This window comes from Pseudohongiella nitratireducens, assembly GCF_001642735.1.
Classification (GTDB): domain Bacteria; phylum Pseudomonadota; class Gammaproteobacteria; order Pseudomonadales; family Pseudohongiellaceae; genus Pseudohongiella; species Pseudohongiella nitratireducens.
Genome location: NZ_LWHM01000034.1, coordinates 71,152 through 83,504, shown reverse-complemented (window position 1 = coordinate 83,504; position 12,353 = coordinate 71,152). Strand labels below are relative to the sequence as shown.

The following is a 12,353-nucleotide window of genomic DNA, read 5'->3' as shown; positions in this document are numbered from 1 at the left end:
TGCGCCCCTTTACTACCAAATCCACTTGATTACACAGGTACTATACGTGACTCGACCCAGCCCGGAAGATTATTTCAGTGATTGGAAGCAACGCGAATCCCTGGCCCAGGAAATGATTCCTGTGGTCGGCAAGCTATATAGTGAGCGCAACGTTGGTGTGTTCATCTATGGCCGTCCGCTGCATAACCGTTCGGTTACCAATATCATGAAGTCACACCGGTTTGTCCGACAGGTCGGCCGCAATGAAATGTCCGAGTTTGAGAGCCATCCGGTATTGATGGCGCTGGCCAAGCTGGATTTGTGGCACTGCCAGATTGACCTCGGCAAATTAACCGTCAAATACATGGAGCTTCAGCAGGATAAAGGTGCTGATGCCCCGTCAGTTGATGACTACGTCAAAGAAGAAATGACGTCACTGGCTGGCGACAAAACGCCGCCCAGTGCCAAGTCCCAGGACATCGTTCTGTACGGCTTTGGTCGTATTGGTCGACTGATTGCCCGGCTGCTCATTGAGCGCACCAGCACCGGCGGCGTGATGCGCCTGCGAGCGGTTGTGGTTCGTCCCGGCAAGGAAGGCGATTTGATCAAGCGCGCCAGTTTGTTTACATCAGACTCCGTGCACGGTGCTTTCCAGGGTACGGTACGTATTGATGAAGAGAACAATTGCCTGATCTGTAACGGTAATGTGGTTCACATCATTTATGCCAACAACCCGGACTCAATCGATTACACAGATTACGGTATCGACGATGCCCTGATCATCGATAATACGGGCAAATGGCGTGATGAAGCTGGCCTGTCTCTGCACCTGCAGTCCAAGGGAGCCAGCAAGGTGATGCTGACAGCGCCGGGCAAAGGTGATCTGAAAAATATCGTATATGGCATCAACCACGACCAGATCAGCCCGGACGATAAAATCATCACGGCGGCGTCCTGTACCACCAATGCGATTGCACCTGTGTTGAAAGTACTGAATGACAAGTTCGGTATCGTCGGTGGTCACGTTGAAACTGTTCACGCCTACACCAACGACCAGAACCTGATTGATAACTACCACTCGGGTAACCGTCGTGGCCGTAGCGCGGCACTCAACATGGTACTGACTGAGACCGGTGCAGCGAAGGCCGTGGTCAAGGCGGTGCCGGAACTGGCTGGCAAACTGACCGGTAACGCTGTGCGTGTACCCGTGCCGAATGTGTCCATGGCCATACTGGCGCTGAACCTGGAAACGTCAACGACCAAGGAAGAAATTAACGAGTTCCTGCGTCTGCTGGCGCTGCACTCGCCGCTTCAGAATCAGATCAGTTACACCCAGGACCCTGATGCGGTGTCCAGTGATTTTGTCGGCACCCGGGAAGCGGCAACAGTCGACTCGACTGCCACGATTGTTGATGACAAGCGCTGCGTTCTGTATCTGTGGTACGACAATGAGTTTGGTTACTGCAACCAGGTAGTGCGTATGGTCTATAAAATGGCTGGCGTTAACTATCGAACCTATCCTGTTGCCGGTTAATCCTGTACGGTAACTGTTGATTTGCAATCGGCCAGTCCCCTGAAAACGGGGGGTGGCCGATTGTGACACTCTGTAAGATTTTAGTGATACTTTACTGGTTTGCTCGATTTATCGCTGATATCATTCTACTCATCGACACCTTGTCTGACGGGCGCTTGGCTTCTGATCAGGCAGAGTTTCATATTGTCACAAAACTGAATTTGTTCGTTTAAGCCGAAAAATGGTGGCAAATCAGTGCATCAAAACCTATAATATTGCGCGTTTTCACAACGCCTGCCGATACCTGGCAGCCACATTTTGCTACCCGTACGCGGGTGATGTCTCTCAGGCGGCGCGAGGCCGCAGTGGTGCTTTGATGCGTATGCTGTATCACAATGGCGTGAACGACGTGGTTGTACGACATAGTTAGACAACGATTATCCTGAAATTATTACACTAGGCCTGATGAATGATCAGAATTAAGCGCGGATTGGACTTACCCATCAAGGGCGCTCCGGAGCAGGCAATCGAGAACGCGAAACCGGTCCGTTCAGTCGCCATACTGGGGCAGGATTACGTGGGCATGAAGCCGACGATGGAAGTGAAAGAGGGAGATCGGGTCAAACTCGGTCAGCTTTTGTTTACTGACAAAAAAACCGACGGTGTTAAGTATACTGCGCCGGGTACGGGTACTGTCAGGGCGATTAACCGGGGTGAGAAACGCATGTTTCTGTCTTTGGTTATCGATCTTGATGAAGATGAATCCGATCAGGTGACTTTCAGTAAACTGGACGATGATGCGATTGCCTCTGCACCGCGTGAGTCGCTGGTTGAAAATCTGGTTGAGTCAGGGCTGTGGACGACATTACGCACCCGGCCATTCAGCCGTGTGCCGGATCCGCAAAGCCAGGCTTCGTCCATCTTTGTCAATCTGATGGACAGCAACCCACTGGCCATGAACCCGGAGCTGGTTGCCCAGGCGCATTCACAGGATCTGGTGCGAGGCGTAAATATCCTGTCCCGCCTGACTGATGGCAAAGTTTTTCTGTGCCGTCGTGAGGGCAGTTTTGACGGCCTGGAAAAAGAAACCTTTGCCGGCGATGTTTCGGTAGAGAGCTTCAGCGGTCCTCACCCTGCCGGTTTGACGGGTACACACATCCATTTCCTTGATCCGGTCAGTTTGAACAAGTGGGTCTGGAGCATTGGTGTGCAGGATGTGATTGCCATCGGCAAGCTGTTTGCAACCGGGCAGATCTGGAATGAGCGCGTTGTTGCGCTGGCCGGTCCCCAGGTGAAATCACCACGTCTGCTGCGCACACGGGTTGGCGCTGATCTCAATGAGTTGCTGGCCGGTGAGTTGGAAGACGGTGAAAACCGCGTCATCAGCGGTTCTGTGTTGTCAGGACGTAAAGTCGCTGAGCAGACTAACTTCCTGGGCCGGTACCATCAGCAAATTACTGTCGTGCGTGAAGGTCGTGAACGACCATTCATGGGCTACCTGTCAGCCGGTACCAAACGACACTCCAACCTTGGTATCTATCTGACCAGCCTGTTCAAGGGCAAAAAACTGGATATGAGCACCGCTACGAATGGTAGTGAACGTGCCATGGTGCCGGTTGGCAGTTACGAAACCATCATGCCCCTGGATGTGCTGCCGACACAGTTACTGCGATCGCTGATCGTTGGTGACATTGAGTCGGCAATGGATCTGGGGGCGCTGGAAATGGACGAGGAAGATTTGGCGCTGTGCACCTACGTGTGCCCGGGCAAATATGAATACGGCCCGATTCTGCGTGCCAACCTGACGCGAATCGAAAAAGAGACTTGATGGAATTATAAGCATGGGTCTGCGTAAGATATTAGACGACATCGAACCGCACTTTGAGAAGGGCGGTAAATTTGAAAAAATGTATCCACTGTTCGAAGCTGTGGATACCATTTTCTATACTCCCAGCAAGGTAACCGTTTCCGGTTCGCATGTGCGTGATGGCGTGGATCTCAAGCGCATCATGATCACGGTGTGGCTGGCTGCCTTTCCGGCCATGTTCTACGGCATGTATAACCTGGGCTACCAGGCCAACATGGCGCTGATGGATACCGGTATTCAGGCTGCAGAAGGTTGGCGTGCTGCGCTGATTGGTGCTTTTGCAGGAAATGATCCAGGCAGTATCTGGGACAATTTCTGGTACGGCGCGGTCTACTTTATCCCGATCTACGCCACGGTATTTATCGTGGGTGGTTTCTGGGAAGTGCTGTTTGCCATCAAGCGCGGCCATGAAATTAATGAAGGCTTTTTCGTTACCTCGATTCTGTTTGCCCTGATTGTGCCACCGGCGCTGCCATTGTGGCTGGCTGCACTGGGTATTACCTTCGGCATCATTGTGGGTAAAGAGGTCTTTGGTGGTACGGGTAAGAACTTCCTTAACCCCGCGCTGACCGGTCGGGCATTCCTGTTCTTTGCCTATGCGCCGCAGATGTCCGGTGACTCGGTCTGGACTGCTGTAGATGGTTTCAGCGGCGCGACTGCGCTGGGCCAGATTGCTGCAGACGGTATGGGAGCGATCACTGTTGCCGGTGGTCAGACCCTGACCTGGCTGGATGCATTCTTTGGGCGCCTGCCTGGCTCCATTGGTGAAGTATCCACACTGGCTATCTTCATTGGTGGTGCCATCCTGCTGATCACACGCATTGCATCATGGCGCATCATGGCAGGTGTCTTCCTGGGTATGGTGTTGTTCTCGCTGCTGCTGAATACGATCGGTTCAGATACCAACCCGGCCTTTGCTACACCGTGGTACTGGCACCTGGTGCTGGGCGGTTTTGCCTTCGGCATGGTGTTCATGGCAACAGACCCGGTATCAGCATCCATGACCAATACCGGTAAATGGGTGTTTGGCTTGCTGATCGGTGTGATGGTGGTAATGATTCGCGTGCTTAACCCGGCGTACCCGGAAGGCATGATGCTGGCTATCCTGTTCGGTAACCTGTGTGCACCGCTGATCGACTATTTCGTCGTTAAAGCCAATATCAAACGGAGGATTGCTCGCAATGTCGTCTAATGTGAACTCCGTCCAGAACGTTATCAAGGTGGCGCTGGGCCTGTGCGTGATTTGTTCGATCATGATCTCGAGTGCAGCGGTGTTGCTGAAACCTCGCCAGACTGCCAACCAGTTGCTGGATCGCAACAAGAACGTATTGATCGCTGCAGGTATGTTCAACCCTGATGTGGATACCAATGCGGATGTAGAAGCACGTTTCAGTGAGTTCAATGCCCGCATGGTTGACCTGCAGGAAGGTCGCTTCCTGACTGAAGAAGAGATGCAATCACTGGGAGTTGACCCGCAATCCTATGATCAGCAAAGCGCCAAAAATGATCCGGAGATGTCAATTAACCTGACCGGTGACCAGGACGTTGCCTCGATTCGTCGCCGGGCGAACTACGCAACTGTCTACACGCTGACAAATGATAGCGGTGAAATTGAAAGCATTGTATTGCCGGTTAATGGCTATGGGCTTTGGGGCATCATGTATGGTTTCCTGGCACTGGAAAGTGATGGCTCTACCGTGCGCGGCATTGGTTTCTATGATCATCAGGAAACGCCTGGACTGGGTGGCGAAATCAGCAACCCGGACTGGCAGGCCCAATGGGTCGGCAAGGAAGTGTACGGTGACAACGGTAATGTGAATTTCCGGGTTGTCAAAGGCGGTGGCTCCGGTGATAACGAAATTGATGCGTTATCTGGCGCTACTCTGACCAGCCGTGGTGTGGAAAACATGGTGCAATTCTGGCTGGGTGAAAATGGTTTTGGACCCTTTCTTGAAAACGAAATACAGGGCTGAAGAGATTTAATATGTCTGCTACCAAAACAATCCTGATCAAACCGATCTTTATGAACAACCCGATTGCCTTGCAAATCCTCGGGGTTTGTTCGGCACTGGCGGTGACCACCAGCCTGCAGGTTTCGCTGGTCATGTGTATGGCGCTCACGGCGGTAACAGCGTTTTCCAACCTGTTTATCTCCATGATCCGAAACCATATACCCAGCAGTATTCGTATCATCATTCAGATGACGATTATTGCCTCGCTGGTGATCCTGGTTGACCAGATACTCAAAGCTTACGCCTTTGAGATCAGTAAACAATTGAGCGTATTTGTGGGCCTGATCATCACTAACTGTATTGTGATGGGCCGTGCCGAAGCGTTTGCCATGAAAAATCCGCCCATCCCCAGTTTCATGGATGGTATCGGTAACGGTCTGGGCTACAGCGTGGTACTGATCGTAGTGGGTACCATTCGCGAGCTGTTTGGCTCCGGTACACTGCTGGGCTACACCATTTTGCCAACGGTCTCCGATGGCGGCTGGTATCAGCCTAATGGTCTGATGCTGCTGGCGCCAAGCGCTTTCTTTATTATCGGGTTCTTTATCTGGGTGCTGCGTAACAAGCATGAAGAGCAGGTGGAAGATAACGAGTTTGAAATGATGCCACACACGACTGAGACGGGGGCACACTGATGGAGCATTATCTGAGTCTGTTTGTCAGCGCTATCTTTGTCGAAAACATGGCGCTGATGATGTTCCTGGGCATGTGTACCTTCCTGGCTGTTTCCAAGAAGGTTGATACCGCGCTGGGTCTGGGTGTTGCCGTTATCGTGGTACAAGTCATCACAGTACCGGTCAATAACCTGATCTTTCACTACCTGCTGAAAGACGGTGCACTGGCCTGGGCAGGGCTGCCTGACCTGGACCTGAGCTTCCTTGGGTACCTGTGTTACATCGGTGTGATCGCCGCCATGGTACAGATCCTGGAGATGTTCCTGGATAAGTTTGTGCCCGCCCTGTACAACGCGCTGGGTGTCTTTCTGCCCCTGATCACAGTGAACTGTGCCATCCTCGGTGCCTCACTGTTCATGGTGCAGCGTAGCTACACCTTTGCGGAGAGTACGGTATATGGCATGGGTGCTGGTGTCGGCTGGGCACTGGCAATCGCATTGCTTGCCGGCATTCGCGAAAAGATGAAGTACAGCGATGTGCCAGCCGGATTGCGCGGCCTGGGCATTACATTCATTACAACGGGATTGATGTCACTGGGATTCATGTCGTTCAGCGGCCTGAGCCTCTAAGACTTGTCAGCGACTTTGAAGTGAGAAGGTTACAGAAATAATGGATACCACAACAATTGTAGCTGGTGCCTTGATGTTCACCGTCGTGGTGATGGTGCTGGTGACACTGATTCTCCTGGCCCGTGCCCGTCTGGTCAGCTCAGGCGATGTCAATATTGAGATTAACGGTGACCCCGAGAAATCGATCACAGTCCCCGCTGGCGGCAAACTGCTGAACACTCTGGCAGACGCAGGCATATACCTGTCATCTGCCTGCGGCGGTGGCGGTACCTGTGCGCAATGTAAATGCCAGGTCATTGATGGTGGTGGCTCCATGCTGCCAACCGAAAAAGGCCATTTCACCATGGGTGAGGCCAAGGACCACTGGCGTTTGTCCTGTCAGGTTGCTGTCAAACAGGACATGAAGATCGAAGTTGAACCTGAGTTCTTTGGTGTGAAGCAATGGGAATGTGAAGTTGTTTCCAATCACAACGTCGCTACATTCATCAAAGAGCTGGTACTGAAAATCCCGGACGGTGAAAGCGTTGATTTCCGCGCTGGCGGTTATGTGCAGCTGGAGGTCGGGCCTCATGAAGTCCATTTCAAGGATTTTGACATTGAAGAGCGTTTCCGTGATGACTGGGAGAAATTTGGTCTCTTCGATTTAAGTTCCAAGAGCAACGATACCACGATTCGTGCCTACTCAATGGCCAACTATCCGGAAGAGAAGGGTATCATCAAGTTCAATATCCGTGTGGCCACGCCGCCGCCGCGCAGTAATCATCCGCCCGGCATCATGTCTTCGTATGTTTTCAACCTGAAGCCAGGCGACAAAGTGAAAGTATTTGGCCCCTTCGGTGAATTCTTCGCCAAGGAGACTGATAATGAGATGGTGTTCGTTGGTGGTGGTGCCGGTATGGCGCCTATGCGTTCACATATCTTTGACCAGTTATGTCGCCTGCACTCTAACCGCAAAATTACCTTCTGGTACGGTGCGCGAAGCAAGAAAGAAATGTTCTATGTGGAAGATTTCGATGAACTGGCTGCGAAGCATGACAATTTTGAATGGCATGTGGCGCTATCTGAGCCTCAGCCCGAAGATAACTGGGAAGGTTACACTGGCTTTATTCACAACGTCGTGCATGATCAGTACCTGAAAGATCATCCGGCACCAGAAGACTGTGAATACTATATGTGTGGGCCGCCCATCATGAATGCCTCGGTCATCAAGATGCTCAAGGATCTTGGGGTCGAAGACGAGAATATCGCCCTGGACGAGTTCTCGTGATCCGACAGACCCGTTGAATCGCACACCATGCAGGGGAGCCGAAGTGATACTTCTGCTCCCCTGTTTGCTTTGTCAGGAATAGAAATTCGTGAAGTCCTATCTGCAACGTTTTGTCAGCCGCTTTCAGTTTACTTTGCTGTTGCTTGCCATTCTGGTCGTATGGATCTGGTTGCGTCCAGCGCCTGAAGGCCCGGATATATACCAGCTCGACGGCAACACGATGGGAACCAGCTACCGTGTCTTGGTGACAGGGTTTCCGGCAGCGGTCTCTGGTGAAGAACTGGCCGCAGGTATTAGCGACCGTCTACACCGGATTGACAAAGAACTGATGTCTACCTATGAACCCACTTCCGAGTTGTCGCGATTCAATCAGTCGCCTGCAGGAGAATGGTTTGATGTTTCGCCTGAGCTGGCTGAGGTGATGCAGGAGGCGCTGCAGATCAGTGAGTTGACCGGCGGAGCCTTCGATGTCACGGTGGGGCCGTTAGTGGATCGCTGGGGATTTGGTCCCCAAATGCGGCCAATCGATATGCCGGATGAGCAGACCATACAGCGAATGCTTTCCGAAGTGGGCTATCAGCATCTGGATGTAAAGCTGACGCCGCCACAGCTGCGCAAGCAACAGGATGTGCAGGTGGATTTGAGCGGTATCGCCAAAGGCTATGGCGCTGACTATATCGCCGAGTATTTTGACAGCCTGCAAATGGATAGCTACTTCATAGAAATTGGTGGAGAGTTGCGCATCAAAGGCCGTAAACGTGACGGTAGTGCCTGGGTGCCAGGTATTGAGCGCCCGGTGAACGGATCACCAGAAGTTCATCAAATCATTTATACCCGCGACGAATCGCTGGGTGTGGCAGGCTCCGGAGATTATCGAAATTATTTCGAACAGGACGGGCAGCGCTACTCACACGAGATTGATCCGGCGACGGGCCGCCCCATAACGCACAACCTGGCTGCCTGCTATGTTATTGCAGACAATGCCATGCGTGCGGATGCCCTGGCGACTGCTTTTATGGTCATGGGCGCCGAGTCTTCCATGGCCCTGGCAGAGGAAATCGGTCTTGCCGCCTACTTTATAGTAAAATCAGATAACGAGTCGGGTTTTGACTCGCGATACAGCCGTCAATTTGCACGGTACCTGGAGGAAGAATCATGACAACGATCGTGGCAAGCTTCGTACTTATCCTGTTTGTGATGGCCGGCATGGCAATTGGTGTTCTGTTTGGCCGCCAGCCCATCAAAGGTTCATGTGGTGGATTGAATAAAGCCGGTGTGGATGAATCCTGCGAGCTTTGTGGTGGCAATCCCAACAAGTGTGAGGAGAGCAGGGCCTGAGGGTTTATGTCAGGGAATCAACCTGTCAGCAGAAATCCGCATTAATATCAGCAGTGACGGTAGAGGGAGCAAAACGACATGGCGCGCAGTAAATACGATTTGATCGTAATTGGTAGTGGCCCGGCAGGGGAATCAGCGGCAATCAATGCAGCCAAACACGGCAAGCGCGTTGCACTGATTTCGGATCGGGAACGCGTCGGGGGCAATTGCACTCACCTGGGCACGATTCCGTCCAAGGCGTTGCGCCATTATGTACGCCAGGTTATGCAGTTTCGCTCCAACCCGTTATTGCGTGAATTTGCCAATCTGAATAAGCCCAGTTTCCCGGAAATCATGCGACATGCGGATCGTGTGATTGATGAACAAGTCTATCTGCGTGGCAATTATTACGAAAAGAATGATGTCGAAGTCATTCAGGGTCATGCCGAATTCCAGGATGCTCATACCATCAAACTGGGTAAGAAAGGCCCGATTCTGCATGCTGACTACTTCATCATTGCCACCGGCTCCAGACCGTACCGTCCGGAAAATGTTGACTTTACTCATCCGCGGCTGTTTGACAGCGACAAAATTCTCACCCTGGATCATTCCCCCAAAAAAGTGACAGTGATTGGTGCGGGTGTGATTGGCTGTGAATACGCGTCCATTTTTGGTGGGCTGGGCTGTAAAGTCGAGCTGATCAACCCGGCAGAGTCACTGCTGTCATTCCTGGACTGGGAAATTTCTGATGCGTTGAGCTACCACCTCAAAGATATCGGGGTGCGCAGCCGTCACAATGAAGAATATGAGAAAATTGAGTATCGCGATGACAGTGTCATCACACACCTCAAATCGGGCAAAAAAATCAAAAGTGAAATTATCCTCTGGGCCAATGGCCGTGCCGGTAACTCAGATGGGATGGGGCTCGACAAGTTGGGGATTGAGCCCAATAAACGGGGACAACTGCACGTCAATGAACGCTACCAGACATCTGTAGAAAATATCTTTGCCGCCGGCGACATCATTGGCTGGCCATCGCTGGCCAGTGCCTCCTACGACCAGGGGCGTGCGGCGTCCAATGCCATTTTCAGCCCGGAAGAGTTCGTTGCCATTGACCGGGTAGCCTCCGGTATCTATACCATCCCGGAAATCAGTACCCTGGGTAAAACCGAGCAGGAACTGACTGCCGAGAAAATTCCTTATGAGGTGGGTAAAGCATTCTTTAGCAATACCGCGCGCGGTCAGATTACCGGTGAACTGGTCGGTATGCTGAAGATTATTTTCCACTTCGAGACACTGGAGATTCTGGGTATCCACTGTTTTGGCGACCAGGCATCTGAGATCGTACACATTGGTCAGGCGATCATGGAGCAGGACGGTCAGGCCAATACCATGAAATATTTCCTCAATACGACGTTCAACTACCCGACAATGGCAGAAGCGTATCGAATCGCTGCGCTGGATGGGTTGAACCGCGTATTCTGAGTTATTGTCAGTTTAGGGAGTAAAAGAGTCCATGGAAACGGTAAGTGTAATAGGTGGCGGCAGCTTTGGTACCGTAATCGCCAATATTGTGGCAGGTAATGGCTATCGGGTGAATTTCTGGCTGCGCAATGAAGAATCGGCTACCGAGGTCAACGAGAAACGTGAGAATTCGCGTTACCTGCCAGGCTATCAGATACACGAAAATGTCTATGCCACCACCGACATCCAGGCAGCGGTTGAATCCAGCTCTGTGGTGTTTGTTGCTGTTCCCAGCGCTTTTTTCCGTACTGTGGTGCAGCGCCTTGCCCCGATTATCCGTCCGGATGCTCTGCTGGTCAGTACCACCAAGGGGATTGAGGCAGGTACCTTTTTACTGATGAGCCAGGTGATGCAACAAGAATTGCCTGAGGCAACGATTGGTGTACTCAGTGGGCCAAACCTTGCGCGTGAGATCGCCCAGCAGAGCCTGACCGGAACGGTCATTGCCAGCCCCGATGAGTCGATGCGAGAGCGTGTGCGGGAGATGATGCGTTCAGAGTATTTCCGCGTCTATACCAATAACGATATGTACGGTGTTGAACTGGGGGGTTCACTTAAGAATATTTATGCCATTATCGCTGGGCTGGCCTCTGCCATGGGCATGGGGCACAACACCAACGCTATGTTGGTGACACGCAGCCTGACAGAAATGGCTCGCTTCGGGCGTGAGCTTGGCGCCGATCCTATGACCTTCCTTGGCCTCTCTGGTGTGGGTGATCTCATCGTGACCTGTTCATCTTCGCTGAGTCGAAATTTTCGTGTAGGCTTGGCCTTAGGTGAGGGTAAAACGCTTGATGATGCGGTCGGCGAACTGGGTCAGGTAGCAGAAGGCGTTAATACGCTGAAACAGGTTCAGCAAAAGGCCAAAGAAATGGATGTTTATATGCCACTGGCCGATGGTTTGTATCAGATCGTCTACGAAGGCAAAACGGTTGATCAGGTGCTGTCAGCCCTGATGCATGGAGAAGGTGCTTTAGACGTTGAGTTTGAAGCGCATCGCAGCAAACAGCTCTGACAGAGCGGTTTCAACATCCTGCCGATGACTTTTGGGAGAAACATAAATCCATGTCGAATGTATCGAGTATAGAGAGTGTCTTAAGGAATTTGACGCGCCCAGATACCTGGAAGCGAGTTGCTTTCATGCTGCTGTTCATTGCAGCGATATATATCGTTGCCTTGTTGATGCTGGTGTTGATCCTGGCGCAGGTCATGTTTCATCTGTTTTCAGGCAGTGACAACTCACAGCTACGCCGCGTTTCGTCAGAGCTGACCATGTATATGTCAGAGATTCTGCGTTTCCTGAGTTATAACTCAGAGAATCGACCGTTCCCATTTGCTCCTTTCCCCCAGGCCACAACCGGCGATGCCAAGGCTACCGCGCGGCAGCAACCAGCCGCCGCAAAGCCTGCCACTGCGCCCCCGAGCCAGGCTGAAACTGTACCGGTTTATGCTTCACAACCGGATGAATCTGAAACACACTTAAAGCCAGAGCCAGAGCCAGAGCCAGAGCCAGAGCCAGAGCCAGAGCCGAAAACGCTTGCAACGGCTGGCGTGATGTCCCAACCTGAGACCGAGACCGAGACCGAGACCGAGACCGAGACCGAGACCGAGACCGAGACCGAGACCGAGAC

Annotated in this window: 12 protein-coding genes; all 12 read left to right on the top strand. The window is 52.2% G+C overall.

What is annotated here, in order from left to right:
* Positions 1 to 46: 46 nt before the first annotated feature.
* Positions 47 to 1,513, top strand: coding sequence for a glyceraldehyde-3-phosphate dehydrogenase (locus tag PSCS_RS14390; RefSeq protein WP_068812927.1), 1,467 nt, complete (start codon positions 47 to 49; stop codon positions 1,511 to 1,513).
* A 448-nt stretch (positions 1,514 to 1,961) separates the two neighbouring features.
* Positions 1,962 to 3,320, top strand: coding sequence for a Na(+)-translocating NADH-quinone reductase subunit A (locus PSCS_RS14380; protein WP_068812923.1), 1,359 nt, complete (start codon positions 1,962 to 1,964; stop codon positions 3,318 to 3,320).
* Between the two features lie 13 nt (positions 3,321 to 3,333).
* Entirely contained in the window at positions 3,334 to 4,551 is a 1,218-nt protein-coding gene (locus tag PSCS_RS14375; protein ID WP_068812921.1) for an NADH:ubiquinone reductase (Na(+)-transporting) subunit B, read from the top strand.
* Complete coding sequence (locus PSCS_RS14370) at positions 4,541 to 5,332, top strand: Na(+)-translocating NADH-quinone reductase subunit C (protein ID WP_068812919.1); 792 nt, start codon at positions 4,541 to 4,543, stop codon at positions 5,330 to 5,332. Before PSCS_RS14375 ends, PSCS_RS14370 begins: the two co-directional genes overlap by 11 nt.
* 11 nt (positions 5,333 to 5,343) lie before the next feature.
* A complete protein-coding gene (locus PSCS_RS14365; protein ID WP_068812917.1) occupies positions 5,344 to 6,006 on the top strand; it encodes an NADH:ubiquinone reductase (Na(+)-transporting) subunit D in 663 nt (220 codons plus the stop codon).
* Positions 6,006 to 6,614: an NADH:ubiquinone reductase (Na(+)-transporting) subunit E gene (gene nqrE, locus PSCS_RS14360; RefSeq protein ID WP_068812915.1), complete on the top strand. Its 609-nt coding sequence runs from the start codon at positions 6,006 to 6,008 to the stop codon at positions 6,612 to 6,614. The genes PSCS_RS14365 and nqrE overlap by 1 nt, the downstream gene beginning before the upstream one ends.
* 40 nt (positions 6,615 to 6,654) lie before the next feature.
* On the top strand, positions 6,655 to 7,881 hold the full coding sequence (nqrF, locus tag PSCS_RS14355; protein ID WP_068812913.1) for an NADH:ubiquinone reductase (Na(+)-transporting) subunit F: 1,227 nt from the start codon (positions 6,655 to 6,657) through the stop codon (positions 7,879 to 7,881).
* Positions 7,882 to 7,969: 88 nt separating this feature from the next.
* Positions 7,970 to 9,040 (top strand): FAD:protein FMN transferase, encoded by a 1,071-nt coding sequence (locus PSCS_RS14350; RefSeq protein ID WP_068812911.1) that lies wholly within the window; start codon positions 7,970 to 7,972, stop codon positions 9,038 to 9,040.
* A complete protein-coding gene (nqrM, locus tag PSCS_RS14345) occupies positions 9,037 to 9,219 on the top strand; it encodes a (Na+)-NQR maturation NqrM (RefSeq protein ID WP_068812909.1) in 183 nt (60 codons plus the stop codon). The genes PSCS_RS14350 and nqrM overlap by 4 nt, the downstream gene beginning before the upstream one ends.
* A gap of 78 nt (positions 9,220 to 9,297) precedes the next feature.
* The gene (gene sthA / locus PSCS_RS14340) at positions 9,298 to 10,683 is read left to right on the top strand and encodes a Si-specific NAD(P)(+) transhydrogenase (protein WP_068812906.1); all 1,386 of its coding nucleotides are present in this window, start codon (positions 9,298 to 9,300) and stop codon (positions 10,681 to 10,683) included.
* 31 nt (positions 10,684 to 10,714) lie between these two features.
* Positions 10,715 to 11,737, top strand: coding sequence for an NAD(P)H-dependent glycerol-3-phosphate dehydrogenase (locus tag PSCS_RS14335; RefSeq protein WP_068812904.1), 1,023 nt, complete (start codon positions 10,715 to 10,717; stop codon positions 11,735 to 11,737).
* Positions 11,738 to 11,862: 125 nt separating this feature from the next.
* On the top strand, positions 11,863 to 12,353 hold a 491-nt coding region (locus PSCS_RS15940; protein WP_232790088.1), incomplete at its 3' end, for a DUF4389 domain-containing protein.